General features: G+C 69.7%; 26 protein-coding genes. 17 read left to right on the plus strand and 9 right to left on the minus strand.

The features are described 5' to 3' along the window. The first annotated feature begins 2 nt into the window (after positions 1-2). The gene (locus tag ACLBW1_RS14950) at positions 3-524 is read left to right on the plus strand and encodes a PASTA domain-containing protein (protein ID WP_447812601.1); all 522 of its coding nucleotides are present in this window, start codon (positions 3-5) and stop codon (positions 522-524) included. Positions 525-573: 49 nt separating this feature from the next. Here ACLBW1_RS14950 and ACLBW1_RS14955 read toward each other — a convergent pair whose 3' ends face one another. The 3 genes from ACLBW1_RS14955 to ACLBW1_RS14965 all read right to left on the minus strand — a co-directional run bounded on the left by ACLBW1_RS14955 (position 574) and on the right by ACLBW1_RS14965 (position 3,556). Then, a complete protein-coding gene (locus ACLBW1_RS14955) occupies positions 574-1,863 on the minus strand; it encodes a DUF4185 domain-containing protein (RefSeq protein WP_447812602.1) in 1,290 nt (429 codons plus the stop codon). A gap of 180 nt (positions 1,864-2,043) precedes the next feature. After that, a complete protein-coding gene (locus tag ACLBW1_RS14960; RefSeq protein ID WP_447812603.1) occupies positions 2,044-3,300 on the minus strand; it encodes a DUF4185 domain-containing protein in 1,257 nt (418 codons plus the stop codon). 76 nt (positions 3,301-3,376) lie between these two features. Continuing rightward, positions 3,377-3,556: a hypothetical protein gene (locus ACLBW1_RS14965; RefSeq protein WP_447812604.1), complete on the minus strand. Its 180-nt coding sequence runs from the start codon at positions 3,554-3,556 to the stop codon at positions 3,377-3,379. Positions 3,557-3,722: 166 nt separating this feature from the next. Here ACLBW1_RS14965 and typA point away from each other — a divergent pair, with 166 nt between their 5' ends. The 6 genes from typA to ACLBW1_RS14995 are packed head-to-tail and all read left to right on the plus strand — an operon-like array spanning position 3,723 to position 12,348. Further along, positions 3,723-5,633: a translational GTPase TypA gene (gene typA, locus ACLBW1_RS14970; RefSeq protein ID WP_447812605.1), complete on the plus strand. Its 1,911-nt coding sequence runs from the start codon at positions 3,723-3,725 to the stop codon at positions 5,631-5,633. 32 nt (positions 5,634-5,665) lie between these two features. Continuing rightward, positions 5,666-7,603: an ABC transporter family substrate-binding protein gene (locus ACLBW1_RS14975; RefSeq protein WP_447812606.1), complete on the plus strand. Its 1,938-nt coding sequence runs from the start codon at positions 5,666-5,668 to the stop codon at positions 7,601-7,603. Beyond that, a complete protein-coding gene (gene mshB, locus ACLBW1_RS14980; protein WP_447812607.1) occupies positions 7,600-8,511 on the plus strand; it encodes an N-acetyl-1-D-myo-inositol-2-amino-2-deoxy-alpha-D-glucopyranoside deacetylase in 912 nt (303 codons plus the stop codon). The genes ACLBW1_RS14975 and mshB overlap by 4 nt, the downstream gene beginning before the upstream one ends. Then, the gene (locus tag ACLBW1_RS14985) at positions 8,508-8,876 is read left to right on the plus strand and encodes a facilitated glucose transporter (RefSeq protein WP_447812608.1); all 369 of its coding nucleotides are present in this window, start codon (positions 8,508-8,510) and stop codon (positions 8,874-8,876) included. The genes mshB and ACLBW1_RS14985 overlap by 4 nt, the downstream gene beginning before the upstream one ends. Before the next feature lie 31 nt (positions 8,877-8,907). Further along, positions 8,908-11,538, plus strand: coding sequence for a bifunctional FO biosynthesis protein CofGH (locus ACLBW1_RS14990; protein WP_447812609.1), 2,631 nt, complete (start codon positions 8,908-8,910; stop codon positions 11,536-11,538). 15 nt (positions 11,539-11,553) lie between these two features. Continuing rightward, a complete protein-coding gene (locus ACLBW1_RS14995) occupies positions 11,554-12,348 on the plus strand; it encodes a hypothetical protein (RefSeq protein ID WP_447812610.1) in 795 nt (264 codons plus the stop codon). 218 nt (positions 12,349-12,566) lie between these two features. Here ACLBW1_RS14995 and ACLBW1_RS15000 read toward each other — a convergent pair whose 3' ends face one another. Genes ACLBW1_RS15000 through ACLBW1_RS15010 form a run of 3 tightly spaced genes read right to left on the minus strand, consistent with a single transcriptional unit; the run spans position 12,567 to position 14,200 of the window. Beyond that, positions 12,567-13,226: a hypothetical protein gene (locus ACLBW1_RS15000; RefSeq protein ID WP_447812611.1), complete on the minus strand. Its 660-nt coding sequence runs from the start codon at positions 13,224-13,226 to the stop codon at positions 12,567-12,569. Continuing rightward, on the minus strand, positions 13,223-13,585 hold the full coding sequence (locus ACLBW1_RS15005; protein ID WP_447812612.1) for a rhodanese-like domain-containing protein: 363 nt from the start codon (positions 13,583-13,585) through the stop codon (positions 13,223-13,225). Before ACLBW1_RS15005 ends, ACLBW1_RS15000 begins: the two co-directional genes overlap by 4 nt. A 42-nt stretch (positions 13,586-13,627) precedes the next feature. Beyond that, the gene (locus ACLBW1_RS15010; protein WP_447812613.1) at positions 13,628-14,200 is read right to left on the minus strand and encodes a cysteine dioxygenase; all 573 of its coding nucleotides are present in this window, start codon (positions 14,198-14,200) and stop codon (positions 13,628-13,630) included. Between the two features lie 270 nt (positions 14,201-14,470). Between ACLBW1_RS15010 and fdxA the strand changes: the two genes are divergently transcribed. Together fdxA and dapC are read left to right on the plus strand one after the other, a co-directional pair. Then, positions 14,471-14,797, plus strand: a complete 327-nt coding sequence (fdxA, locus tag ACLBW1_RS15015) for a ferredoxin (protein WP_045823463.1) — start codon at positions 14,471-14,473, stop codon at positions 14,795-14,797. Beyond that, positions 14,794-15,912 carry a succinyldiaminopimelate transaminase gene (dapC, locus tag ACLBW1_RS15020; RefSeq protein ID WP_447812614.1) on the plus strand — a complete coding sequence of 373 codons (1,119 nt, stop codon included), beginning with the start codon at positions 14,794-14,796 and terminating at the stop codon, positions 15,910-15,912. Before fdxA ends, dapC begins: the two co-directional genes overlap by 4 nt. A 60-nt stretch (positions 15,913-15,972) precedes the next feature. On the opposite strand, the gene dapD is transcribed toward dapC, so the two are convergent. After that, positions 15,973-16,929 (minus strand): 2,3,4,5-tetrahydropyridine-2,6-dicarboxylate N-succinyltransferase, encoded by a 957-nt coding sequence (dapD, locus tag ACLBW1_RS15025; protein ID WP_447812615.1) that lies wholly within the window; start codon positions 16,927-16,929, stop codon positions 15,973-15,975. A 31-nt stretch (positions 16,930-16,960) separates the two neighbouring features. On the opposite strand from dapD, the gene ACLBW1_RS15030 reads away from it, so the two are divergent. Further along, the gene (locus ACLBW1_RS15030; RefSeq protein WP_447812616.1) at positions 16,961-17,722 is read left to right on the plus strand and encodes a helix-turn-helix domain-containing protein; all 762 of its coding nucleotides are present in this window, start codon (positions 16,961-16,963) and stop codon (positions 17,720-17,722) included. Here the strand turns inward: ACLBW1_RS15030 and ACLBW1_RS15035 are convergent. Further along, complete coding sequence (locus tag ACLBW1_RS15035) at positions 17,656-18,054, minus strand: VOC family protein (protein ID WP_447812617.1); 399 nt, start codon at positions 18,052-18,054, stop codon at positions 17,656-17,658. The two genes, ACLBW1_RS15030 and ACLBW1_RS15035, sit on opposite strands and share 67 nt — an antisense overlap. A 68-nt stretch (positions 18,055-18,122) precedes the next feature. Further along, positions 18,123-18,788 carry an SDR family NAD(P)-dependent oxidoreductase gene (locus tag ACLBW1_RS15040; protein WP_447812618.1) on the minus strand — a complete coding sequence of 222 codons (666 nt, stop codon included), beginning with the start codon at positions 18,786-18,788 and terminating at the stop codon, positions 18,123-18,125. A gap of 93 nt (positions 18,789-18,881) precedes the next feature. On the opposite strand from ACLBW1_RS15040, the gene dapE reads away from it, so the two are divergent. From dapE to ACLBW1_RS15075, 7 genes are all read left to right on the plus strand, one after another. Next, entirely contained in the window at positions 18,882-19,991 is a 1,110-nt protein-coding gene (gene dapE, locus ACLBW1_RS15045) for a succinyl-diaminopimelate desuccinylase (RefSeq protein ID WP_447812619.1), read from the plus strand. A 111-nt stretch (positions 19,992-20,102) separates the two neighbouring features. Beyond that, positions 20,103-20,825, plus strand: a complete 723-nt coding sequence (locus ACLBW1_RS15050) for an LOG family protein (RefSeq protein WP_447812977.1) — start codon at positions 20,103-20,105, stop codon at positions 20,823-20,825. Further along, entirely contained in the window at positions 20,822-21,358 is a 537-nt protein-coding gene (locus ACLBW1_RS15055) for an LOG family protein (protein ID WP_447812620.1), read from the plus strand. Before ACLBW1_RS15050 ends, ACLBW1_RS15055 begins: the two co-directional genes overlap by 4 nt. Positions 21,359-21,441: 83 nt before the next feature. Next, positions 21,442-23,178 carry a long-chain-acyl-CoA synthetase gene (locus ACLBW1_RS15060; RefSeq protein WP_447812621.1) on the plus strand — a complete coding sequence of 579 codons (1,737 nt, stop codon included), beginning with the start codon at positions 21,442-21,444 and terminating at the stop codon, positions 23,176-23,178. Positions 23,179-23,265: 87 nt separating this feature from the next. Further along, positions 23,266-24,078: a dihydropteroate synthase gene (gene folP, locus ACLBW1_RS15065; protein WP_447812978.1), complete on the plus strand. Its 813-nt coding sequence runs from the start codon at positions 23,266-23,268 to the stop codon at positions 24,076-24,078. Then, positions 24,075-25,088, plus strand: coding sequence for a glucosyl-3-phosphoglycerate synthase (locus tag ACLBW1_RS15070; protein WP_447812622.1), 1,014 nt, complete (start codon positions 24,075-24,077; stop codon positions 25,086-25,088). The genes folP and ACLBW1_RS15070 overlap by 4 nt, the downstream gene beginning before the upstream one ends. A 79-nt stretch (positions 25,089-25,167) precedes the next feature. Beyond that, complete coding sequence (locus ACLBW1_RS15075; protein ID WP_447812623.1) at positions 25,168-26,031, plus strand: SDR family oxidoreductase; 864 nt, start codon at positions 25,168-25,170, stop codon at positions 26,029-26,031. The last annotated feature ends 9 nt before the right edge of the window (positions 26,032-26,040 follow it).

Below are 26,040 nucleotides of genomic sequence, written 5' to 3' on the forward strand. Positions count from 1 at the left end.
CCATGTCCCTGCCCCCGACGCGTGGGTTCGATCCCGGCGACGCCACCGATCCGTTCGCGACACCGCCGCGCAGGTCACCGAACACCGGTGCCTGGATCATCCTGGGCGCAGCGGTGATCCTGCTCGTCATCGTGATCGCCGTGGTGGTGGGGACGGGCGGTTCCGACGACCCGGTCGCCGCGCCTCCGGTGACGGTCACCGTCGCCCCGAGCACCACCTCGACCGCCCCGTCGAGTTCGACCGCCCCGTCGACGTCGGCCGCCACGCCGCGGTCGACGACCGCGGCGTCCGGTGAGGGCATCATGCCGCAGGTGGTGTGCATGAACCTGCAGGCGGCGCAGGATCTGATCCAGCGCAGCGGCGTGTTCTATTCGCGCAGCCGCGACGCGACCGGCGCGGGGCGGGCGCAGATCTTCGACCGCAACTGGATCGTCGTCGCGCAGTCGCCGGCGGCGGGCTCACGCATCGGCGAGGGCGACGCGGTGCTCTCGGTGGTCAAGAACGACGAACCCAACCCCTGCTAGCACTTCCACCCGGCGACGAGAGTGATTGTCGCCGAACGGCTGCCGGCGCTCAGGTGACGGGGATCTGCGTCAGATCGGTCCGCATCATCATGACGTTGTAGTCGAGCCACCGCGAGGCGGTGAAGTACAGGTACCGGTCGTCGCCGCCGTTCGAGGGATAGATGTACGGCGCGTACACCCCGCCGAGCTGCCCGCTGGTGAGCAGGGTCGTCGGGGCGCTGAACGGTCCCTGCGGTGTGGTCGCGGTACGCATCACGAGGTTGCCCGTGATCTCGTTGCCGTACAGCATCACGTAGCGCTTGAGGCGGATGTTCCACGCCACCGACAGCTCGCTGACCGGTTCGGTGACAACGGCTTTCGACTTCGTCGTGTCGGCCGACCATGTCTTCGCGGGGTCGGTGTCGCCAGTGTAGTACTGGTACTTGGCCAGATCGAGGATGTCGCCGGGCAGGAACCGGCAGAGGAACGCGGCGCCGAAGCGCCCGTTGGGTGTCCCGTACTGATAGATGTACGGGTCGTCGTGTCCACGCAGGTACGCGTTCTGCTGGTATTTGCCGTTGCTGTCGTCGACCTGCTCGACCCCCGGCACGGTGACCGGGAGGTTCAGGCGCACCGTCTGCGGCTGCGTGGCCCACGTCTGGCCGTTGTCACTCGAGACCGCGATGGCCGATGAGTTGGTGACCCACCGACCCGGCCCGCCCCACTGTCGCACCGACATGTAGTTCATGTACTGCTTGTTGTCGATGGCGATCGCGGCGGTGGGGATCGTGGTCACCTCGACCCCGGCGATCTCGAGGGCGGGGATCGATTCGGACGCGAAAGTCGGTGTCGCCGAGGAGACGACGGCACCGGACCGCACGTCGCCCGGGACGCCGTTGCCGATGGTCACGCCGTCGGCCGGATTGGTGTCGGTGGTGCGCAGGATCATGTTGTGACGCCACTGCTGACCCGGGGCATTGCAGTTGCCGAAGGTGTCGCCGAAGGCCATCAGGGTCTGTCCCGTGCCGTTGTCCCACGCGATGCCGAGGTCGGTACCGGAGATGCCGAAGCGGGCCTCGGTGTTGTTGGGGGACTTGGCGCCGGTCACCCACGCCACCGGTCGGGTGTTGCCGCCGTTCACCGTGGGCAGCGGTCCCTGCGAGCTGCTCTTGCCGAGCAGGGGGCCGCCGCTGCTGCCGAACGCGCTGCCGATGGCGTTGCCCAGCGGGCTCGAGCCGAGCAGTCCGTTGTTGCCGCAGGGTGCCGCGGCTGCGGTCCCGGCCAGTCCGACGCCGGCCAGTGTGGCCGCGGCGGTACAGACGGTGGCCAACAGGACGGTACTGCGACGCAGCAGTGGCATGACGCTCCTCGTGGGCGGGTCCCGGCCGCGCGACGACACCGGCGGTGGTGCGCGTGTGACTGGTGAGACCAGTGGGATTACCCGCCGACTATCCCTGACCGGCGTACGAGTGGCGGTGTCGAGGATCGGTTTGCGGCCGAACGGTCACCGGATCGTTATGGGCGGCACCGCAGATCGCGGTCAGGGCACGGGGATGAGCGAGAGGTCGGTCCGCATCATCATCACGTTGTAGTCCTGCCACCGTGACGCCGTGAAGTAGAGATACGGGCTGTCCGGCGAGGTGCCCGCGTAGATGTAGGGGGCGTAGACCCCGCTGAGCTGCCGCGAGGTGAGCAGTGTCGTCGGACCGCTCCACGGACCCTGCGGTGTGCGCGAGGTGCGCAGCGTGATCGATCCGCGGGCGTCGTTGCCGGTGAGCATCACGAAACGCCCGATCCGCGCGTTCCACGCGACCGACAGTTCACCGACCGGTTCGCGCACGACCGCCTTCGACTTCGTCTTGTCCGGCGACCACGGGGTCGCGCGATCGCCGGTGAAGTACTCGTATCTACCGAGGTCGAGGATGTCCGCGGGCCGGAACCGTGCGAGGAAGGCCGCGCCGAAGCGGCCGTTGGGCGTCCCGTACTGATAGATGAACCCGTCGCGGCCGTCGAGGTAGGCGCTCTGCTGGAACTTGCCGTTGCTGTCGTCGACGGCGCGCACCCCCGGTGACGGTGCGGGGAGGTTGGGTCGCACGGTGTTCGGTGCCGTGGTCCAGGTCTGCCCTTTGTCCCGCGACACCGCGATCGCCGAGTAGTTGGTGACCCAGCGCCCGGCCGCACCCCACGATCGCACCGACATGTAGTTCATGAACTGGATGCCGTTGATGGCGATGCCCGCGGTGGGGATGGAGGTGATCGCCACCCCGGGAACTCCGGGGGAGCCGACCGCCTCCGACGCCGTGCGCGGCGCGGCCGTCGACACCGATGCGCCCGAACGGACGTCGCCCGGGACGCCGACGCCGACGGTGAGTCCGTCGTCGGGGTCGGTGTCGGCGGTTCGCAGGATCGTGTTGTGGCGCCACTGCTGACCCGGGGTGTTGCAGTCGCCGTAGGTGTCGCCGAAGGCCATCAGGGTCTGACCCGATCCGTTGTCCCACGAGATGCCGAGATCGGTCCCGGAGATCCCGAAGCGGGTGTCGGTGCGATCGTTCGACAACGCGCCGGTGACCCACCCGACGGTCCGGCTGGTGCCGGTGCTGATGCGTGGCAACGGCTTCTGGTCGCTGCGGCTGCCCAGGAGACCGCCGAAACTGCTCCCGAACGCCAGGCTGGAGCCGAAGATGCCCTTGTTGCCACACGGGGCGGCCGAGGCCGGCGCAGCGACACCGACGACCGCCGCGACCGAGGCGGTCAGGCAGGCGGTGCTGACGACAGCGAGAAATGAACGTGAACGCACGATGAAGCCCTCCCGGAAACGTCCGGCCGATGTTACCCATGCGAACGGGTCGTCCGGGGGACTTCGCCGGGGCGCGTCAGGCGGCGCGGGCCTTCTTCAACGCCTTGGCGAACTGCTTGTTCGAGAACTCGTCGGCGTCGATTTTGCGCAGACGGTGCAGCACGACGGGGCAGCTCGAACACCGAATCGACTTGCGGCAGCACTTCTTCTTGGACTTCGCCGTGTGCAGCGTCGTCGGCGTGATCTTCTTCGACACGTGCGCAAGATTAGCAGAGCCTTACCTTGCCACCACGGGCGTGAGCGTCATCTCATCCGCGATACCGATACCCTGTTACTCGGTCGCGCGTCTGTCCGGCCTTCTTTGCCGTGTCGTGACCCCTACATGCCGTGACCCTCGAGTCCATCACCCGAAAGAAACCTCAGTGACTGCTGTTCCGAATTTCCGCAACGTCGCGATCGTGGCCCACGTCGACCACGGCAAGACCACCCTGGTCGACGCGATGCTTCGCCAATCCGGCGTGTTCACCGAGCGCGAGGAGATGGTCGACCGTGTGATGGACTCCGGCGACCTCGAGCGTGAGAAGGGCATCACGATCCTCGCGAAGAACACCGCGGTGCATCGTCGCCAGCCCGACGGCACCGAGGTCGTCATCAACGTCATCGACACCCCCGGCCACGCCGACTTCGGCGGTGAGGTCGAGCGCGGCCTGTCGATGGTCGACGGTGTCGTGCTCCTCGTCGACGCCTCCGAGGGCCCCCTGCCGCAGACCCGCTTCGTGCTGCGCAAGGCGCTCGCCGCGTCGCTCCCGGTGATCCTGCTGGTCAACAAGACCGACCGCCCCGACGCCCGCATCGCCGAGGTCGTCTCCGAGAGCCACGACCTGCTGCTCGATCTCGCCTCCGACGTCGACGACGAGGCCGCCGCGGCCGCCGAGCTCGCACTCGACCTGCCGGTGCTCTACGCCTCGGGGCGCGCGGGTATCGCGAGCACGGTGGAGCCGGAGAACGGCCAGGTGCCCGAGGGCGAGAACCTCGACCCCCTCTTCGACATCCTGCTGTCGTATGTGCCCGCCCCCAAGGGTGATCTCGACGCGCCGCTGCAAGCCCACGTGACCAACCTCGACGCGTCGCCGTTCCTCGGGCGCCTCGCGCTGGTCCGCCTCTACGCGGGCAGCATCAGGAAGGGCCAGACCGTGGCGTGGCTCCGCGAGGTCGACGGGCAGCCCGTCACCGAACGCGCCAAGATCACCGAGCTCCTCGTGACCGTGGGTGTCGCGCGCACCCCGGCCGAGGTCGCCGTGGCCGGCGACATCGTCGCCGTCGCGGGTATGCCGGAGATCATGATCGGCGACACCCTCGCCGACGTCGACCACCCGGTCGCGCTGCCCCGCATCACCGTCGACGAGCCGGCCATCTCGGTCACCATCGGCACCAACACCTCGCCGCTCGTGGGCCGCGTCAAGGGCCACAAGCTCACCTCGCGCATGGTCAAGGACCGCCTCGATCAGGAGCTCATCGGCAACGTCTCGCTCCGCGTCCTCGACATCGGTCGCCCCGATGCGTGGGAGGTCCAGGGTCGTGGCGAGCTCGCACTGGCCATCCTCGTCGAGCAGATGCGCCGCGAGGGCTTCGAGCTCACCGTCGGCAAGCCCCAGGTGGTCACGCGTCAGATCGACGGCAAGCTGCACGAGCCGTTCGAGCACCTGACCATCGACGTCCCCGAGGAGTACCTCGGGGCCGTCACCCAGCTGCTCGCGGCCCGTAAGGGACGTATGGGCGACATGACCAACCACGGCAGCGGCTGGGTCCGTATGGAGTTCGTGGTGCCCTCGCGCGGACTCATCGGCTTCCGCACCGACTTCCTCACCGAGACCCGCGGCACCGGTATCGCCAACGCGGTCTTCGACAGCTACGCGCCGTGGGCCGGCGAGATCCGCGCCCGCCACACCGGGTCGCTGGTATCCGACCGCGCCGGTTCGGTCACCCCGTTCGCGATGATCCAGCTCGCCGACCGCGGCACGTTCTTCGTCGAGCCGGGTGCCGACACCTACGAGGGCATGGTCGTGGGCATCAACCCGCGCCAGGAGGACCTCGACATCAACGTCACCAAGGAGAAGAAGCTGACCAACATGCGTCAGTCCTCGGCCGACGTGATGGAGACCCTCGCCAAGCCGATCAAGCTCGAGCTCGAGGCCGCGATGGAGTTCTGCACCGACGACGAGTGCGTCGAGGTGACCCCCGAGGTCGTCCGCGTGCGCAAGGTCGACCTCGACGCCACCACCCGTGGGCGTGAGCGCTCGCGGGCGAAGGCACGCAACCAGAGCGTCAGCTGATCTCGAGGCCGGTGGGGGTGGACGTCGCAGCGATGCGCAGACGCGCCCGGAGCGCTGCGATGGTGCTCGGCACCGTCGCGGTGCTCATGACCGCGGCGTGCACCGCCGACCCGCCACCGCCGGTCCAGCAGTCCGAGACCCCGCCTCCGGCCACCGACGTGCCGCAAGGGCAGACGATCTCGGTCGCGACCGACAGCATCGGGGTGGGTCTCAACCCGCACCTGTCGGCCGATCAGAGCCCGGTCACCTCCGCGGTGGCGGCGATGACCCTGCCCAGTGCCTTCACCCCCACCGCCGGACCCGGCGGGGTGTCGTGGGCGCTCGACACCGCCGTACTCAACGGGGCCGAGGTGACCTCGCAGTCGCCGTTCACCGTCACCTACCGCATCGCGCAGGACGCGCAGTGGTCCGACGGCCTCCCCGTCACCGCCGACGACTTCTCCTACCTCTGGCAGCAGATGTCGCGCCAGCCGGGCACCATCGCCCCCGCCGGGTACCGACTCATCGAGGACGTCGCCTCCCGCGCCGGCGGTAAGGAGGCGGTGGTGCGTTTCCGCACGCCGTACCCGGCCTGGCGCGAACTGTTCTCGGCGATGCTGCCGTCGCACGTGCTGCGCGGGGTGCCCAACGGTTTCCAGTCGGGGATGGACGTGGGCCTGCCGGTCTCGGCCGGGAGGTACTCCATCACCGTGATCGACACCAGTCGCGACGAGGTCCGTCTGCAACGCAACGACCGCTTCTGGCGGACACCGGCCGTGGTCGACCAGATCGTGTTGCACCGCGTGGGGACCGCGAGTCAGCTCGCCGAGTCGATCCGGTCCACCGACACCCGCGTCGTCGCCCTCGCCGGTGGGTCCGCGGTCGCGGGCACCCTGGCCGCCATCCCCGGGGTCACCACCGGACGCACCCCGGTCGGCCGCTCACTGGGCGTCACGGTGAACACGCGCACCCAGGCGATGTCGGTGCCGGCGGTACGTCAGGCCGTGCTCGGGATCATCGATCCGCAGGTGCTCACCGACGCCAGCGCGGGGGAGTCCACCGTGACCCCGTTCGCCGGTGGGGTGTTGGTCCCCACCGATCCCGGCTACGTTCCGGTCGACGCCGCGCGCCCGTCTCCCGAGGCGATCTCCTCGCTGCTGTCGTCGGCGGGGTACGTCCCGGTGCCGTCGGCGGTGTCGTCGACCCCCACCGACGGCGGGTCCTCGACGGGTGCCACTCCCGACTCCTCGGCGGGTTCGGCCACCTCCACGCCCCCGACCACCATCACGACCCCCTCGACCGACGCCGGCTCCGGACCGACCCTGCCGTCCGGTGTGGTGCCGCTGCAGCGCGGCGGTTCGACACTGGCCGTCCGCGTCGGTGTCGTCGCCGGTGACGTGCGCACCCGTGCGGCGGCCGACAGCGTCGCCGACCAGCTCCGGGCGGCGGGCGTCGCCACCGAGGTACGGGCGCTGACGTCCACCGAGCTCTACGGCCCCGCCCTCACCGGCGGTGAGGTGGACCTCGTCGTCGGCTGGCGCTCCGCGTCGGTGGCGCCCGCGACGCGATTGGCGTCGCAGGTGGAATGCGATCAGACCGACACCGCACCCGCGTCGGGTACGGCATCGACCGGGTCCTCGACCTCGTCCGCCGCGACGCCGTCGTCGGTGCCGACCACCACCGGGACCACGACGCCGGATCAGGGGAACGGATCCGACGACAATGACCAGGTGCGTTTCCCCAGCAACGTGTCGGGGCTGTGTGACCCGACGTTGGTCGGTCTCGCCGCCCGCGCCATCGGATCGGTCGATCCGACCGCCGATCTGCGCACCGCCGCGCAGGTGATCGCCGAACAGCACATCTACCTGCCCGTCTACCAGGACTCGATGCTCACCGCGATCGGCCCGGGCGTGCGCGACGTCCCCCTGCAGGGTCCGGTCGGGACCGGCATCTTCGGTGCCACCGGTGGCTGGCGGCTCGCCGACCGATGAGCACCTCGAACCGCACCGGACCGCGCGCCGGGCAGCGACTGCTGGTGGTGCACGCCCACCCCGACGACGAGTCGATCATGACCGGGGGCATCATCGCCCGACACCTCGACGAGGGAGCCGAGGTCACCGTGGTGACCTGCACGCTCGGCGAGGAGGGCGAGGTGATCGGCGAACAGTGGGCGATGCTCGCCGCCGACGGCGGTGCCGACCAACTCGGTGGGTACCGCATCGCCGAACTCACCCGGGCGCTGGCTGCACTGAGTCCGCGCGGTGCCGAGCCGCTCCCACCGCTGTTCCTCGGCGGCGCCGGTCGGTGGCGCGACTCCGGCATGGCCGGCGCGCCGTCGGCGTCGCACCCCCGGGCGTTCGTGGGTGCCCCGATCGCCGAACCGGTCTCGGCGCTCGCCGACGTCATCCTGGCGCGGCGGCCCCAGGTCGTCGTCGGCTACGACCCCGCCGGGACCTACGGCCACCCCGACCACCTCACGGTGCACCGGATCTGCGGCGCGGCCATCGACCAGGCCCGCGACCGCGGATGGTCGGTCGCCAAGCACTACTGGTCGGTCACCGAGGCCTCGGCCCTGTCGGAGGGTCTGGCCGCTGCCGCCGCCCGCGTCCCCGACGGCTGGCGGATGCCGTTGCACGGCGAGCTGCCCCGCTACCGCGACGACGAGATCACCACCGCGATCGACGTGAGCACCGTCCTCGACCGCAAGGTCGAGGCGCTGGCCGCACACGCCACCCAGGTCACGGTGTCGCCGTCGCGCACCGAATACGCCCTGTCGAACAACATCCTGCAGCCGATCTTCTCCGAGGAGCACCTCATCCTGGTGGACGGCCGGCTCGAACCGACCGAGCCCGGCGGACGTGAGGACGAGCTGTTCGGGCCGTCGACGCGGGAGTCGTGAGCATCGTGGACACCCGGGATCGACTGCTGCTCGGCGTACTCGCGGTCGACGGGTTCGTCGTCGGTCTGCTGTCGCTCGCGTTCGTCAACTCCTACGTCGGTTCGGTCCCGATGCCGGTCACCGCGGTGGTCGGCGGCGCGATCAACGGGCTGCTGATCTGGCTCGCCGCCGGTCTCGGGGGTGGATCGCTGCGATTCTTACCGCTGGCGGGGTGGCTGCTGGCCGTGGCGATCGGCCTGCTCGGTGGCCCCGGCGGAGACGCGTTGCTGTTCGGTGACTGGCGCACGTTGTTGCTGGTGGGGGTGGGTGTCGGGGTTCCCGTGGTGTTGTCGTGGAGTGGTCGACTGCCCGCGGGGCGAGGGTGATGATGGCCTCGATCGCCTCCATCGACGGCGAATGGCGCATGATCGTCAGGTGACTTCCGAACATCATGAGTCCACCGCTCTGCCCGCCCCGACCTTTCCCGGCCCGGGCGCCCCGACCGCGACCGCGGTGACGCCCGACGAACCGTCCCCGACCGCCTCGGCCATGCGCCGTGCCCTGCGTCGGGTGCGCGACGGCGCGACGGTGAACGCCGACGAGGCCGCGGTGCTCCTCGCCGCGCGCGGCGACGATCTCGCCGACCTGTGTGCCTCGGCGGCCCGTGTACGTGACGCCGGCCTGGTGGCCGCCGGACGAGAACGGCAGGTCACCTACTCGCGCAAGGTGTTCATCCCGCTGACGCGCCTGTGTCGCGACCGCTGCCACTACTGCACCTTCGTCACGGTGCCGGGCAAGCTCGCACGCGACGGACACGGCCCCTTCCTGGAGATGGACGAGGTCCTCGACATCGCCCGCCGTGGCGCCGAACTCGGTTGCAAGGAGGCGTTGTTCACCCTCGGTGATCGTCCCGAGGACCGGTGGCCGGAAGCCGCGCAGTGGCTCGACGAACGTGGCTACGACTCGACACTGGACTACGTTCGCGCCGCCTCGATCCGCGTCCTCGAGGAGACCGGTCTGCTGCCCCACCTCAACCCCGGGGTGATGAGTTGGCAGGAGATCTCGCGACTCAAGCCGGTCGCGCCGTCGATGGGCATGATGCTCGAGACCACCTCGCGTCGCCTGTTCACCGACAAGGGCGAATGCCACCACGGCAGCCCCGACAAGGACCCCGAGATCCGCAAGCGGGTGCTCGTCGACGCCGGGCGCCTGTCGGTGCCGTTCACCACCGGCATCCTCGTCGGTATCGGCGAGACGCGCCTCGAACGAGCCGAGTCGATCCTCGAGATCCGGTCGACGCACAAGGCCTTCGGTCACATCCAGGAGGTGATCGTCCAGAACTTCCGGGCCAAGTCCGACACCGCCATGCGGTCGGTACCCGACGCCGACATCGACGAGTTCGTCGCCGCGGTCGCCGTCGCCCGGGTGCTGCTCGGCCCGTCGATGCGCATCCAGGCCCCGCCGAACCTCGTCTCCGCCGCCGAGTGCGCCGCCTTGATCGGTGCGGGGGTCGACGACTGGGGCGGCGTGTCACCGCTGACCCCCGACCACGTCAACCCCGAACGGCCCTGGCCGAATCTCGACACCCTCGCCGAGATCACCGCGGCCGCCGGGTACACGCTCACCGAACGTGTTGCGGCGCAACCGCAGTACGTGCTCGCCGGGCAGCCGTGGATCGATCCGCGGATCACCGGACACGTGCACGCCCTGGCCGACCCGGTGACCGGTCTCGCCGCCGACGTGATGCCGGTGGGCCGGCCGTGGCAGGAACCCGACGAGGACTGGCAGTCGAGCGGACGGGTCGACCTGCACACCGCGATCGACACCGACGGCCGCAACACCGAGACCCGCAGCGATCTGGGCAGCGCCTTCGGCGACTGGGACACCGTGCGCGAGCAGGTGTTGGCCCTGTCGGCCGATGCCGCGTCCGCGCCCGCCCGCCTCGACGCCGACGTGCTGAGTGCGCTGCGCAACGCCGAACGCGACCCGGCCGCATGCAGCGACGCCGACTATCTCGCGCTCGCGACCGCCGACGGTGATGGTCTCGAAGCGCTTGTGGCGCTCGCAGATTCGCTGCGGAAGGAGGTCAACGGGGACGACGTCACCTACGTCGTGAACCGCAACATCAACTTCACCAACATCTGCTACACCGGATGCCGGTTCTGTGCCTTCGCCCAGCGCAAGGGCGACGCCGATGCCTACACCCTCGCCGCAGAGGAGGTCGCCGACCGTGCGTGGGAAGCCCACGTCGCGGGCGCCACCGAGGTCTGCATGCAGGGTGGCATCGACCCCGAACTACCCGTCACCGGCTACGCCGACCTGGTCCGCGCGGTGAAGGCCCGCGTCCCCTCCATGCACGTCCACGCCTTCTCGCCGATGGAGATCGTCAACGGTGCCTCGCGGGGCGGCCAGAGCATCCGGGAGTGGTTGACCGCGCTGCGCGAGGCCGGTCTCGACACCATCCCCGGCACCGCCGCGGAGATCCTCGACGACGAGGTCCGCTGGGTGCTCACCAAGGGCAAGCTGCCCACCGCGGAGTGGATCGAGGTGGTGACCACCGCGCACGAGGTGGGCCTGCGTTCGAGTTCGACGATGATGTACGGCCACGTCGACGCCCCGAGGCACTGGGTGGGACACCTCAACATCCTGCGCGGGATCCAGGACCGTACAGGCGGATTCACCGAGTTCGTGCCGTTGCCGTTCGTGCACCAGAGTTCGCCGCTGTACCTGGCGGGCGCATCGCGTCCCGGACCCACACACCGCGACAACCGGGCGGTGCACGCGCTCGCGCGGGTGATGCTGCACGGTCGGATCCACAACATCCAGACCAGCTGGGTGAAGCTCGGCACCGCGGGCACCCAGGTGATGCTGCAGGGCGGCGCGAACGACCTCGGCGGCACGCTGATGGAGGAGACGATCTCGCGGATGGCCGGTTCGCAGCACGGATCGGAGAAGACCGTCGCCGAACTCCGGACGATCGCCACCGGCATCGGGCGCCCCGCCCGCGAACGGACGACCACGCACGCACGCCGCGAGTCCGCGGCCTGAGACGAGGAGACCCCCTTGGCCCCCACATCGCAGCCGTCGATCTCCGACCACGACATCGCGCGGGTGCTCTACACCGCCACCGGCGTGATCAACCCGGTGCTCGACGCGGTGGAGCATTTCGATGCCTTCGGCATCAAGCAGATGACGTTCGATCCGCGACCGGGCGACGACTCCCTGCTCGGGACGGCGACGCGAGCACTCCAGTGGTTCACCGACACCTCGGGTGCCCCGGGGACGCGCACGTGGGAGAAGTGGGGCGTCGAACAGCGCACCGAGTGGTGGGTGGGCCGTGTCGGACGACTGAGCACCGCGCTGGTCGCCTATCCCGGGGTGTTCGGGGTCTTGGCGGACCGGCTGCCCGTCCAGGATCTGCTCGGCTTCGCCCATCAGGCGTTCATCATCTGCGCGGTCCAGCGGGTCCACGGTGTGCACGACCGCTTCGACCAGACCGATCAACTCATCGCGGTGCTCTGCGACCGGATCATCGACTCGCGGGTCGTGTTGTCGGAGAAGCCGACCGGTACCGATGCGCGCGGGGTGGCGCGTGTCGAGAAGGCGGTGCGTGTCGCGAGGGATCCGCATCGGGACCTGAGCCCGATCGGTCTGGTGAAGTCAGTCGGATCGGTGGTCGGGTTGCTGCGATCGATCACCGACGTCCTGTCGCACCGCCCGTCACCGAGACAGCCGTGGCGACTGCTGAGCGCGCTGCCCGTCGTCGGCGCGGTTGCCGATTACGTGGGTGAACAGTCGGCGTTGCGCCGCGCCACCGAGGCCGCGGTCGCCAGCCTGCGCGCCCCCGTGCGCGTCTGAGCGGTCTGGCTCCGTCGGGAGCAGATGTGGTCCGTAGAGACGCTGCCCGATCCCACGGACTGCGTGACATCTCGCGTGTCTGACGCCCGTTCGTCACCCTGGCATCCTCATCGGCGCCGGCGCAGGGGCACTGATCGGCCTCATCAACGCAGGCGGTCCGCGTCTGCAGAACGCGGCCATCGCGTTCTTCAGCGGCCGTCGCTGACGGTACGAAGGATTCAGACGAGTCGCCGCGCCACCCGTGCCACCCACGGGCGGGTGCGTGGCGGCGAGGTGAGTGCTGCCAACGCGATATGGGCGACCGGCCGGTGCCCGGTCTCCGCGGACGGGTCGTCGACGCCACGCCAGGGTTCGCCGGCCGCTCCGAGGAGGGACACCGCGGGGCCGCTGCGGTGGCCGCGCTGCGCACCGGTGAAACCGCGGAGCGCGATCCGCGTGTGATAGACCCCGACGAACAGCGAACCCGGAACGAGGGTGCGCACCTCGTCGACGAGATCGAGTGCGCCCGAGACGGATCCGAATGCGCGGTAGCGCATCACCAGGGCGTCGCGGCCGTCGATCGCCGATGGTTCGATCTGCCACGCGAAGCGCTCGGAGCGCACCACGGCGCCGCCGCGCCGCCACAGGTTGTATCCCTCGCCGATGCCGTCGACGGTGTCGTGGCACGGGGCGCTGTAGGCCTTGCCGAGCCAGTGTCCACGATCTCGCCGCGCGAAGAAGTCCCGCGCGGCGGCGTCGGTGTCGTGGGGGAACGCGCTCGGGTGCTCGCCCGCGATCTCGTCGGTCGTGGGTGCCGCCAGATCGCGGTAGAGCGCGAGGAGTTCGTCCGAGGACAGCGTCGCGGCCTGCGTGAGCGATTGCGGCGCGGTGGCCGTCATCGCAGGGCGGCGAGTGCTTCGTGACCGCCGATGACGTCGGTGGCGCGGTGCAGACCGAGCTCCTGCAGAGCGGCCGCGGCAAGGCTCGAGGTGTAGCCCTGCTGGCACAGGATGATCCAGCGCACGTCGTGGTCGACCGCTGCATCGATCCGGGCGTCGCTCGCCGGGTCGCAGCGCCACTCGAGCACGTTGCGCTCGATGAGGATCGCGTCGGGCGACTCGCCCTCGGCCGCGCGTTGGGCGGCGGGTCGGATGTCGACGAGGATCGCGCCGGCGGCGAGTTCGTCGGCCACCTTCTCGGCCGGGAGACGGTCGAGGCGGGCGCGGGCCGCGGCGAGCACGTCGTCGATCGTCGTCACCTGGTGAAGCCTGTCCTGTGTCGTGTCATCGGGCCCGGTCCGTCATTTCTCGGGCACGTCGGTCAGTTCGGTGCGCACGCGGCGCAGCGACTGCTCCGAGGTGACCTCGTAGTAGCTCATCGCGGTGAGCGGCGGCGAGTAGGCGTGCACGCTCAAGGTCGGGTCCGCCGACGGCGCGGTGCCGGGTGTGCGCATCACATCATGCACCCAGCCCAGCGGGAACGAGGCCTGATCGCCGGCGTCGAGCACCCGGTCGCGCAGACCGCGCCCGGTCCAGCGGGACTCGGTCAACGACCCCGAGAGCACGGTCAGCGCGCCGAGCGACCCCGCGTGATCGTGCAGTTCGGTGGAGGCGCCCTCGGTCCAGCTGATCAGCCAGATGTCGACGTCGTCGTCGGAGTGCAGTCGCGTCGACCAGCGCGCGACGTCGTCCCAGTGGTCCGGGAGTGCGGTGTCGTGTTTGCCGTCGAGGATGTCGGCAGCGGTCTGGTCGGTCAGCCGCAGCAGGTCGGCCGGGCACAACCGGGTCGGCAGCGCCCGCGTGTGGATCGGCCTACGCGAACGCGCAGGCACGGCCAGAGGGGAGGCGGTGAAGGGGGAGATGGTCGTGGTCATCGGGGGTTCTCCGTGGGTCGCAGGTCGGGGGCCGAGGGGTTCTCAGCCGCGACAGCGTCGGGAGGTGGGGTGATGAAGCACCCGTGCACCATCCCTCCGAATTGCCGACCGGGCGAGGGTTACAGGCCCGCTGATTCGAAGGCCCGCCGTGTCGCGTCGCCCCGGATGTGACCGTGGGCCGCTCAGACGGGATACTGGGGTCCGGGTGTCGTGCGGCGGGTGCCGCGACGCGAGCGCGTAGAGCACCACGTGAGTGAAGGAGTGACCGAGTTGACGTACATCATCGCCGAGCCGTGTGTGGACCTGCTGGATCGGGCCTGCGTCGAGGAGTGCCCGGTGGATTGCATCTACGAGGGTGACCGGATGCTCTACATCCAGCCCGACGAGTGCGTCGACTGCGGTGCCTGCGAACCGGTCTGCCCGGTGGAGGCCATCTTCTACGAGGACGACGTGCCCGACGAGTGGGAGCCCTACGTCAAGGCCAACGTCGATTTCTTCGACGATCTGGGGTCGCCGGGCGGCGCCAGCAAGGTCGGCAAGACCTCGAACGATCCGTCGTTCATCAAGGGTCTGCCACCCATGAACACCGAAGAGTGATCGACAAGACCGCGCGGCGGTCGGTGGCGTCGACGCTGCCCGACTTCCCGTGGGACACCCTCGCCGAGGCCAAGGCCACGGCGGCGTCGCACGCAGACGGCATCGTCGATCTGTCGGTGGGGACACCGGTCGACGAGATCGCGGGCGTCATCCGCCGCGGCCTCGACGACGGCGCCGGGTTCCCCGGGTATCCGACCACCTCCGGCACCACTGCCCTGCGCGAGGCCGCCGCGGCGGCCCTGATCCGTCGGTACGGCATCGCCGGGGTCGACGCGGCGTCGATCCTGCCCGTCATCGGGACCAAGGAGGCCATCGCCTCGGTCGTGTCGCTGCTCGGGTTCGGCCCCGGCGACGACATCGTGATACCCGAGGTCGCCTACCCGACCTATGAGGTCGGTGTCCTGCTCGCCGGAGCCCGACCGGTACGGACGGACTCGCTGTTCGCGCTCGGCCCCGCTAACCCCGGTGCGGTGTTCATCAACTCGCCGTCGAATCCCACGGGCGCGGTCCTCGGCGTCGATCACCTGCGCAAGGTCGTCGCGTGGGCGCGCGAGCGGGGTGCGGTCGTCATCTCCGACGAGTGCTATCTGGGCCTGGCGTGGGACGCCGAGCCGGTGTCGATCCTCGACCCGCGGGTCTCCGAGGGGGACACCACCGGCCTGCTCGCGGTGCATTCGCTGTCGAAGATCTCCAACCTGGCCGGTTACCGGGCCGGGTTCTTCGCCGGTGACCCCGCGCTGATCGCCGAGCTGCTCGCGGTGCGTAAGCACGCCGGACTGATCGTGCCGTACCCGGTGCAGACCGCGATGCTGGCCGCTCTCACCGACGACGACCACGTCGCCGTACAACGCGAGCGCTACCTCGACCGCCGTGTGGTGTTGTCGACCGCCGTGCGCCACGCCGGTTTCCGCATCGATCACTCCGAGGCCGGGCTGTACCTGTGGGCCACCCGCGACGAACCCTGCCGCGACACCGTCGCCTGGTTGGCCCGGCGAGGCATCCTCGCCGCACCGGGCGAGTTCTACGGCCCCTCGGGGACGGAGCACGTCCGCCTCGCGCTCACCGCCACCGACGAGCGTATCGCCGCGGCCGCCGCGCGCCTCACGGTCGACTGACTCCGCCGTCTCGCAGCTGTCGCCGTCGACCGAGGCGAGCAGGTGCCCGGCGGAGCAGGGTCAGTCGTTGGCGTGCAGTGCCGCGTTGAGCGCGATGCCGTCGCCCTTCCAGGGCACAACCTCGACGGCACCGCTGACGCTGTTGCGGCGGAACAGCAGGTTGTTCGTGCCCGACAGGTCGCGTGCCTTCACCGCGGTGCCGTCGGGACCGGTCACCTTGGTTCCCGCGGTGACGTAGAGCCCCGCCTCGATCACGCAGTCGTCGCCGAGAGAGATCCCGCAGCCCGAGTTGGCGCCGAGCAGGCAGCGCTCACCGAGCGAGATGACCTGTGTGCCACCGCCGGACAACGTTCCCATGATCGACGCGCCGCCGCCGACGTCCGAGCCGTCGCCCACCACGACACCGGCCGAGACGCGGCCCTCGACCATCGAGTTGCCGAGCGTGCCTGCGTTGAAGTTCACGAAACCCTCGTGCATCACCGTGGTGCCGCTCGCGAGATGCGCGCCGAGTCGGACGCGGTCGGCGTCGCCGATACGCACCCCCGACGGCACCACGTAGTCGACCATGCGGGGGAACTTGTCGATGCTGTTCACCGCGACCGGCCCGCGGGCACGCAGTCGTGCGCGGGTCAGCTCGAAACCCTCGACGGCACAGGGGCCGTGGTTGGTCCACACGACGTTGGCCAGCAGTCCGAACTGGCCGTCGAGGTTGAGGCCGTGGGGCGCAACGAGGCGATGCGACAGCAGGTGCAGACGCAGGTACACGTCGTGGGCGTCGGTCGGTGGCTGCGACAGATCGGCGATGGTGGTCGTGACCGCGACGGTCCGCACGCCGCGGGCCTCGTCGGTTCCGACCAGGGCCCGCAGATCGGCGGGGATGTCGTCACCGTTGTGTTCCACGGTCCCTGACTCGCCCTTCGCGCCGAGTTCCGGAGCGGGGAACCAGGTGTCGAGGACCTGACCGCCGTCGGTGATGGTGGCGATCCCGGTACCGGCTGCTGACGTCGCTTCACTCACGGGAGCACACCCTACCGGCGATACTCGGGTGATGGATCACGCCACCGGCTACCGCGAGCGACGCTCGACGGCGCTGCCCGCGATCTCGTGGAGCCGCTGGTGCGAGCCGGGTGCGTCGATCGTGCGACCCGACGGTTGCATCGACCTGATCTGGGACGGTCGGCGCGTGCTGGTCGCCGGCCCCGACACCGTCGCACGTCGGCACGAGACCACGGCGCCGGTGACGCTGACGGCCATCCGCCTCGCGCCCGGTGTCGCACCGATCGTCACGGGACTGCCCGCGGCGCAGTTGAGGGACAGGCAGCTGCGACTCGACGACGTCCTCGGCGAGGACGCTCCGCGTTGGGAAGAACTCATCGCGGGATCGGCGACGCCCGGCGCAACCCTGGAGGCGCTGGCCGTCGAGGCGCTGCGCCATCGCGGTGGCGTCCCCGGATGGATCGCCCCGACGGTCGCCGCGATCCGGATGGGCACCCGCATCGACGACGTCGCCGACCACCTCGGACTCGGCACCCGACAGCTACGCCGCCGATGCGACGACGCGTTCGGGTACGGACCCAAAACGCTGCACCGCATCCTGCGGGTCGAGGACGCGAGTCGTTCACTGCGTGAAGGGGTCTCACTGACCGACACCGCGCACCGGCACGGCTACTCCGACTACTCCCACATGTTCCGGGAGTTCCGCGCGGTGACCGGGTCGTCGCCCTCGGACGTCGCCGCGCCGCCTCACGACGACGTCGCGCAGAGATCCACCGGGTTGCCGTCGGGGTCGAGCACCACCGCGTACCGCTGACCCCACACCGCATCGAACGGGGCGAGGTGTCCGCGGTACCCCGCGGCGACCAGCGATGCATAGAGCTCGTCGACCGACGCCGGGTCGGAGCAGTCGACGGCGATCGCCGCCCGGTGCCCGCCCACGGGTGGTGTCCAGCCCGGGTCGAACGAACCGATCACGTCGATCGTGTCGAACATCAGCCGGAATCCGCCGGCGAGGACGACCTCGGCGTGCGGGGCATCGTCCTGACCGTCGGGGATGTCGATGCCGACCGCCCGGTAGAAGGCGAGGGTGCGGGCCATGTCGGACACGACGACGGACAGGCCGAGAACGTGCGTGGTGGTGGTCATGTCGCCCACGGTAGGACCGCAGGCGACCGCCGGTCATGAACGTTTCGGACATCGCTGCGCGAGGGCGCTCAGTCCTCGCTGACCTGCATACGGAATCGATCGCGCCCGGTGTGCAGATCCCACAGGTGACCGGCGAGGGTCTCGGGGCTCTTGCGCGGGTCGTCGGGGGTGATCGCGCCACCGATGATGAGCTGGGACACGTGGATACCCTCCGGCTTCAGTTCCTCGTGGAGCAGTTGGGCGTAGGCGGCCTGACCGGCGAAGGCGATCGACGTCCCGGTGACCGTGCGTCCCGGCTTCACCGCAGAGCCGCCGTTGACGAAGAGGATCGTCCCCGTGTTCTCGCCGAGGAACCGCATCCCGGGCAGCACCTGGTGCACAGCCGCGATCGGACCGTAGATGGAGAACTCGACCGGGCCCACCATGTCGGCCGGGGTCGTCTCGAGCACGGGACGCATGAAGTCCTTCTGCGGCAGGGGGCTGTACTGCAGCACCTCGATCGGCCCGAGCGTCTCGGTCACCTGCTCCAGCGCGGACGCGATGGATGCCGGGTCGCGCACGTCGGCGGTGAAACCCCGTGCCGACACACCGTCTTTCGCGAGGCTGTCGGCGAGGGCGTCGACCCGCGACCGGTTGCGTGAGATCAGCCCCACCGAGAAACCCTCGGCACCGAACCTGCGTGCCACCGCCGCCCCGAGTCCAGCCCCTGCACCGATGATCGCGAGTGTCGTCATGATCGATCTAACCGCCGGGTCGACGGCGCCTATTCCTTCGCCCGGTCCCTCGCCGATCCGCTGCGGTGACCGGTCGCCGTATCCTCGACGGTCATGGGCACCGCCGCGCTGGATCTGACCGCCGACCCGATCGAGTTGACCGCGGCGCTCGTCGACATCGCGAGCGAATCTCATCACGAGGCCGCGCTCGCCGACGCCGTCGAACACGCGTTGCGCACGCAGACCACCGGCTTCGAGATCCTCCGTCACGGCGACCGCGTGCTGGCACGAACCGACCGCGGACTGCCGTCGCGTGTCATCCTCGCCGGTCACCTCGACACGGTCCCGATCGCCGACAACGTGCCGAGTCGCCGCACGGTCGACGACGTCGAGGGCGATGTCCTGCACGGGTGCGGCACGGTCGACATGAAGTCCGGCGACGCGGTGTTCCTGCATCTCGCCGCGACGATGACCGATGTCGCCCACGACCTCACGCTGATCTTCTACGACTGCGAGGAGATCGCCGCGGTCCACAACGGGCTCGGGTTCATCGAACGCGAACTCCCCGACTGGTTGCAGGGTGACGTCGCGATCCTCGGCGAACCGACCGCGGGCCAGATCGAGGCGGGCTGTCAGGGAACGCTGCGGGTGCGATTGACCGCCACCGGGACCCGCGCCCATTCGGCGCGATCGTGGATGGGCGACAACGCGATCCACGCGCTGTCGGGTGTGCTGGCGACCCTGTCGAGCTACGAACCCCGGCGGGTCGACATCGACGGATGCGAATACCGGGAAGGCCTGTCGGCGGTGCGCATCGACGGGGGAGTGGCGGGCAACGTGGTGCCCGACGCGGCGTCGGTCGACGTCAACTTCCGCTTCGCCCCCGACCGCACGGTCGCCGCCGCCCTCGACCATGTGCGCGAGGTCTTCGCGGACGAGTTGTCCTCGGGCCAAGTCGGTCTCGAGCTCACCGATTCCTCACCCGGTGCCCTGCCCGGCCTGGCCCATCCCGCGGCGCAGGCCCTGGTGGCGGCCGCGGGTGGTCGTGTCCGCGCCAAGTACGGGTGGACCGATGTGGCCCGGTTCGCGGCGCTGGGCATCCCGGCGGTCAACCTGGGCCCGGGCGACCCGAACCTCGCACACCGACGAGACGAGCGCGTGCCTACCGCCCAGATCACCGAGGTGACCGACGTCCTCCGGCGTCACCTGCGCACGCCCGCCTGATCAGATCGCCGGTCACCGGTGTCGGCTACCGTCGTCGGCGTGCCAGCCGACGATCACGACCAGCCGCTCTGCTATTCCGGGGCGACCCGCAAACGCCTCGATCGAGAGTCGATGGAGTCGACGACCGACCGCCGGTTGCTCGACACCGACGACTCCGACGCCACCGATCCCGACGGGGCTCGTCGTGCGGATCGCCTCGAGCACGACCCGTGGCGCGTGCTGCGCATCCAGTCCGAGTTCGTCGCCGGTTTCGACGCGCTGTCCGACGTCGCCGCCGCGGTGACGGTGTTCGGCTCGGCACGCACCACCCCGGACTCGGCGGACTACGCGCTCGGGGTGGAGCTCGGCGGGGCGCTGGCCCGCGCGGGCTATGCGGTGATCACCGGCGGTGGTCCCGGCGCGATGGAGGCGGCCAATCGCGGTGCGGCACAGGCCGGTGGCCGGTCGATCGGTCTCGGCATCGAGCTGCCCTTCGAGCAGTCGCTCAACGAGTGGGTGGACCTCGGGGTGAACTTCCGGTACTTCTTCGCCCGCAAGACGATGTTCGTCAAGTACGCGCAGGCGTTCGTGTGTCTCCCCGGCGGTTTCGGGACCATGGACGAGCTGTTCGAGGCCCTCACGCTCGTGCAGACGAAGAAGGTCACGCGCTTCCCGATCGTGTTGCTCGGCGCCGACTACTGGCAGGGTCTGCTCGACTGGATCACCGGCACACTCGTCCCCGCGGGCACGGTGTCGCGCAACGACGTGGCGCTGCTCCACGTCACCGACAGCGTCGCCGAGACCGTCGACATCATCACCCGTGCGGGCACGCAGATCGAGGCGTCGAACCGGTGACCGCCATCTGCGTGTACTGCGCGTCGGGACCGGTCGACGAGCGTTACCTGACGCTGGCCGCGGAGGTGGGTGCCGCGATCGGTGCGGGTGGGCACACCCTCGTCTCCGGCGGCGGCAACGTGTCGATGATGGGTGCGGTCGCGCGCTGCACGCGCGAGGCGGGCGGACGCACCGTCGGCATCATCCCGCGCGCCCTCGTCGATCGCGAGGTCGCCGACACCGACGCCGACGAACTCGTGGTCACCGACACGATGCGTCAGCGCAAGCAGTTGATGGACGAACGTGCCGACGCGTTCGTCACCCTGCCCGGCGGGATCGGCACCCTGGAGGAGCTGTTCGAGACCTGGACCGGTGGCTACCTCGGGATGCACGACAAGCCCGTGGTGCTGCTCGACCCGTTCGGTTTCTACGCCCCGCTGATGTCGTGGCTGACCGGACTGCAGGGCGACGGCTTCGTCTCCGCACATGCCCTCGAACGGCTGCGGGTGACGGATTCTGTGACCCGCGCCATCGAATGGTGTACCAGCCGGTAACCTCACTTCGACACCAATCGCCTTGGCCCTGGGGAGCTGCACTAGTGAGCACTGAGACTCGTTCGCGCGTCGGATTGAAGGACATGGCCAAGGGGGTTGTCGGGTTGGCCTCCGACGCGACGGTCATGTTGCGGAACGCGCCGGGGCTCGCGCTGCGCAAGCCGACCAGCACGATGACCATCGGCAGTCTGTTCCAGAAGAAGGCCGGGGCCCATCCCGATCGCCCGTTCCTGCGCTTCGAGGGCAAGTCGTTCACCTACGGCGAGTGCAACCGCCGGGTCAACCGCTACTCGGCGCTTCTCGCCGACTCCGGCGTCGTGGCCGGCGACGTGGTGGGGGTGCTCGCGAAGAACAAGCCCGACACCGTGCTCGCCATGCTGGCGATCGTGAAGCTCGGCGCGGTCGCCGGGATGCTCAACTACAACCAGCGCGGGGCCGTGCTCGAACACAGCCTCGGCGTGCTCGAGGCCGACGTGATCGTCGTCGACCCCGACGCCCGTGAGGCGCTCGACTCGGTGCCCGAGAAGGCCGTCCCGAAGAACGTCCTGTCGTTCGACGACCTCGATGCGTCCTCGGCCGACCTGTCGCAGGAGAACCCCTCGATCACCGCGACGCTGCCCGCGTCGACCAAGGCGTTCTACATCTTCACCTCCGGCACCACGGGCATGCCCAAGGCCAGCGTGATGTCGCACTTCCGTTGGCTCACCGGCTTGTCCGGCATCGGCGGCATGGGTGTCCGTCTGCGTCACGACGACACCATGTACGCCTGTCTGCCGCTGTATCACAACAATGCGTTGACGGTCTCGCTGTCGTCGGTGCTCGGCGCGGGTGCCTGCCTCGCCATCGGCAAGCAGTTCTCGGCGTCGAAGTTCTGGGACGACATCATCCTCAACCGCGCCACCGCCTTCTGCTACATCGGTGAGCTGTGCCGCTACCTGCTGGCGCAGCCCGAGAAGGACACCGACCGTGCGCACTCGGTGCGCGTCGCGGTCGGCAACGGCATGCGTGCGGAGATCTGGGACACCTTCTCCGAGCGGTTCGGCATCGACCGGATCGTCGAGTTCTACGCGGCGAGCGAGTCGAACCTCGCGTTCATCAACATCTTCAACGTCAAGCGCACCGTCGGCTTCTGCCCGCTGCCGTACAAGATCGTGCAGTACGACGGCGAGACCGGCGAGCCGTTGCGCAACGACGCCGGCCGCGCGATGGAGGCCGCCAAGGGCGAGCCGGGTCTGCTGATCTCCGAGATCAACGACCGCATCCCCTTCGACGGCTACACCGATCCGAAGGCGACGGAGAAGAAGATCGTCTCCGACGCCTTCGCCGAGGGCGACAAGTGGTTCAACACCGGCGACCTGGTGCGCGATCAGGGCTTCTCCCATGTCGCGTTCGTCGACCGTCTCGGCGACACCTTCCGGTGGAAGGGCGAGAACGTCGCGACCACCGAGGTCGAGGGTGCGCTCGACGCCGACGGACAGATCGCCCAGTCGGTGGTGTTCGGTGTCGAGATCCCCGACACCGACGGCAAGGCGGGCATGGCGGCGGTGACGCTCAAGTCGGGCGACAAGCTCGACGGCGCACAGCTGGCCAAGCACCTCTACGACGCTCTGCCGTCGTACGCGCTGCCGCTGTTCATCCGGGTCGTGGAATCGCTCGAGCAGACCTCCACCTTCAAGACCATGAAGGTGGAGCTGCGCGATCAGGGCTACTCCGAGGTCGGTGAGGACCCGTTGTACGTGCTCGCGGGCAAGTCCGACGGCTACGTCGAGTACTACGACGGCTACGTCCAGGACGTCTCGGGCGCCAAGGCCCCGCGCTAGGCGGTGGACAGCCCGCACGAGGCGGTCCCCGACTCCTGGTACCCCACGCTCTGCGGCCGACCGGTCGACACCGGTCGGGCGCTGGTGATGGCGATCGTCAACCGGACCCCCGACTCGTTCTATGACCGGGGTGCGGACTTCGGTGACGACGCCGCGATGGACCGCGTGCACCGGGTGGTCGCCGAGGGCGCCGATCTCGTCGACATCGGCGGGGTGAAGGCGGGCCCCGGGGTGGAGGTCGACGCCGCCGAGGAGGCCGACCGCGTGGTGCCGTTCATCGAATGGGTGCGGTCGGCACATCCCGACATCATCATCAGCGTCGACACCTGGCGGGCGGAGGTCGCGGTGGCCGCATGTGCGGCCGGCGCCGACCTCATCAACGACACCTGGGCGGGCACCGACCCCGATCTGGTGCACGCCGCGGCCGACGCCGGTGCCGGCATCGTGTGTTCGCACACCGGGGGAGCGGTGCCACGCACCCGACCGCACCGGGTGCGGTACCCGGACGTGGTCGAGGCGGTCCTCACCGATGTGGTCGCCGGTGCCCGTCGCGCGGAACGGGCCGGGGTGGCGCGCGCCGACATCCTCATCGATCCGACGCACGATTTCGGCAAGAACACCCACCACGGGCTCGCCCTGTTACGGCATGTGAACAATCTCGTTAATACGGGCTGGCCGGTGCTGATGGCGCTGAGCAACAAGGATTTCGTGGGGGAGACTCTGGGTGTGGGTCTGGAGGACCGGCTGGAGGGAACCCTGGCCGCGACCGCACTCGCCGCCGCTTCGGGCGCGCGGGTGTTCCGGGTCCACGAGGTTGCCGCCACCCGGCGTGTGGTGGACATGGTTGCCGCGATTGCGGGAACCCGTCCACCCCAACGAACAGTCAGGGGACTCGCATGATCGCCAAGCACTCAGGGGCGTCACCACGCCGCGCGACGCAGATGTGGCCGGCACCGGCCGACGCCGACCCGTCCACGCTCGCCTGGTCGGAGACGCACACCTTCGAGCACCCCGTGTTCGACCTCGACGAACTCGTCGCGCACAAGCGGGGCCGCACCGTCTCGGTCGTGCTGCCCGCCCTGAACGAGGAGGAGACGGTCGCCGACGTGATCGCGTCGATCACGCCACTGCTCGGCACCCTCGTCGACGAGCTGATCGTGCTCGACTCCGGTTCCACCGACGCCACCGCCGAGCGGGCGGTCGCCGCCGGTGCCCGGGTCGTCTCCCGTGAGCAGGCGGTCCCCGAGCTGGCCCCGGTCGCCGGCAAGGGCGAGGTGCTGTGGCGATCGATCGCGGCGACCACCGGCGACCTCATCGCGTTCGTCGACTCCGATCTCATCGACCCCGACCCGATGTTCGTGCCGAAGCTGCTGGGTCCGCTGCTGATGAACCCCGAGATCCAGTTGGTCAAGGGCTACTACCGTCGTCCGCTGCGCACCGGGGGGGAGCAGGACCCCAACGGCGGCGGCCGCGTCACCGAACTCGTCGCCCGCCCTCTGCTGGCGTCGCTCAAGCCCGATCTGACGGCCGTGCTGCAGCCTCTGGGCGGTGAGTACGCCGGCACCCGCGAGCTGCTGTCGGCGGTGCCGTTCGCACCGGGCTACGGCGTCGAGATCGGTCTGCTGGTCGACACCTACGACCGCTACGGCATGGCGGGCATCGGCCAGGTGAACCTGGGCGTACGCACCCACCGCAACCGACCGCTCATCGAGCTCGGGGTGATGAGCAGGCAGATCGTGGGAACCCTGATGAACCGGTGCGGGATCCCCGACTCCGGTGTGGGCCTCACACAGTTCACCGCCGAGACCGACGGCACCTTCACCCCCCACACAACCGAGGTCTACCTCGACGACCGTCCGCCCATGGACACCCTGCGCCCCGGTGCGGTGGACAAGGTGCGCGCGTCGTAGATCAACCAGTGCCGTCGGGCCGGCGGATGTGCTTCCATGAGTAGAACGTGTTCTAGTTCTGCGACGGATGGAGGCCGGCATGACCGGTGGTTCGGGCTATGGGGTGCGGGGCAGATCGGTCCTCGTGACCGGCGGGGGCAGCGGGATCGGTCGTGGGATCGCCGAGGGCCTCGTCGCCGACGGCGCCGTGGTCACCATCGTGGGACGCACCCGGAGTCGCCTCGAGTCGGCCGCCGAGGAGATCACATCGGAGATCACCGGTGAGGGTCGCGTCCACGTGGCCGTCGCCGACATCACCGACGAGGACCAGGTCGCCGCGGCCGTGGCCACCGCCGCCGGTCACACCGGGCGACTCGACGGCGTCGTCGCGTGCGCCGGGGGCAGCGAGACCATCGGCCCGATCACCCAGATCGACAGCAACGCCTGGCGCAACACCGTCGACCTCAACGTCAACGGCACGATGTACACCTTCAAACACGCCGCGCGCGAACTGGTCTCGGGCGGGGGTGGCTCGATGGTGGCCATCTCGTCGATCGCGGCGTCGAACACCCATCGCTGGTTCGGCGCGTACGGGGTCACCAAGTCCGCCGTCGACCACCTCGTGGCGCTGGCCGCCGACGAACTCGGCGCCAGCAGCGTCCGCGTCAACGGCATCCGGCCGGGCCTGACCCGCACCGAACTCGTGGCGCTGGTGCTCGATTCGCCGGAACTGAGTGCCGACTACCGCGAGGCGACACCGTTGCCGCGGGTCGGCGAGGTCGCCGACATCGCCGCCTTGGCCGCGTTCCTCCTCGGCGACGCCTCCACCTGGATCACCGGCCAGGTCATCAACGTCGACGGTGGTCAGATGCTGCGCCGTGGTCCCGACTATTCCTCGATGCTCGAGCCGGTGTTCGGCGCGGACGGGCTGCGGGGTGTCGTGGCGACGGCGACGGACGGCTGACGCGTGGGA

This window comes from Williamsia sp. M5A3_1d (assembly GCF_053345315.1).

What these genes read in the sequence shown, in the direction of transcription:
- ACLBW1_RS15060 (WP_447812621.1), top strand. Translation starts at nt 21,442, where the DNA reads ATGGCCAAGGGGGTTGTCGGGTTGGCCTCCGACGCGACGGTCATGTTG.
- ACLBW1_RS14975 (WP_447812606.1), top strand. Translation starts at nt 5,666, where the DNA reads ATGCGCAGACGCGCCCGGAGCGCTGCGATGGTGCTCGGCACCGTCGCG.
- ACLBW1_RS14955 (WP_447812602.1), bottom strand. Translation starts at nt 1,863, where the DNA reads ATGCCACTGCTGCGTCGCAGTACCGTCCTGTTGGCCACCGTCTGTACC.
- ACLBW1_RS15030 (WP_447812616.1), top strand. Translation starts at nt 16,961, where the DNA reads ATGGATCACGCCACCGGCTACCGCGAGCGACGCTCGACGGCGCTGCCC.
- ACLBW1_RS14950 (WP_447812601.1), top strand. Translation starts at nt 3, where the DNA reads ATGTCCCTGCCCCCGACGCGTGGGTTCGATCCCGGCGACGCCACCGAT.
- ACLBW1_RS14990 (WP_447812609.1), top strand. Translation starts at nt 8,908, where the DNA reads ATGGCGCATGATCGTCAGGTGACTTCCGAACATCATGAGTCCACCGCT.
- ACLBW1_RS15010 (WP_447812613.1), bottom strand. Translation starts at nt 14,200, where the DNA reads ATGACCACGACCATCTCCCCCTTCACCGCCTCCCCTCTGGCCGTGCCT.
- mshB (WP_447812607.1), top strand. Translation starts at nt 7,600, where the DNA reads ATGAGCACCTCGAACCGCACCGGACCGCGCGCCGGGCAGCGACTGCTG.
- ACLBW1_RS15070 (WP_447812622.1), top strand. Translation starts at nt 24,075, where the DNA reads ATGATCGCCAAGCACTCAGGGGCGTCACCACGCCGCGCGACGCAGATG.
- ACLBW1_RS15035 (WP_447812617.1), bottom strand. Translation starts at nt 18,054, where the DNA reads ATGACCACCACCACGCACGTTCTCGGCCTGTCCGTCGTCGTGTCCGAC.
- dapE (WP_447812619.1), top strand. Translation starts at nt 18,882, where the DNA reads ATGGGCACCGCCGCGCTGGATCTGACCGCCGACCCGATCGAGTTGACC.
- ACLBW1_RS15075 (WP_447812623.1), top strand. Translation starts at nt 25,168, where the DNA reads ATGACCGGTGGTTCGGGCTATGGGGTGCGGGGCAGATCGGTCCTCGTG.
- folP (WP_447812978.1), top strand. Translation starts at nt 23,266, where the DNA reads ATGGCGATCGTCAACCGGACCCCCGACTCGTTCTATGACCGGGGTGCG.
- ACLBW1_RS15000 (WP_447812611.1), bottom strand. Translation starts at nt 13,226, where the DNA reads ATGACGGCCACCGCGCCGCAATCGCTCACGCAGGCCGCGACGCTGTCC.
- ACLBW1_RS15040 (WP_447812618.1), bottom strand. Translation starts at nt 18,788, where the DNA reads ATGACGACACTCGCGATCATCGGTGCAGGGGCTGGACTCGGGGCGGCG.
- ACLBW1_RS15050 (WP_447812977.1), top strand. Translation starts at nt 20,103, where the DNA reads ATGGAGTCGACGACCGACCGCCGGTTGCTCGACACCGACGACTCCGAC.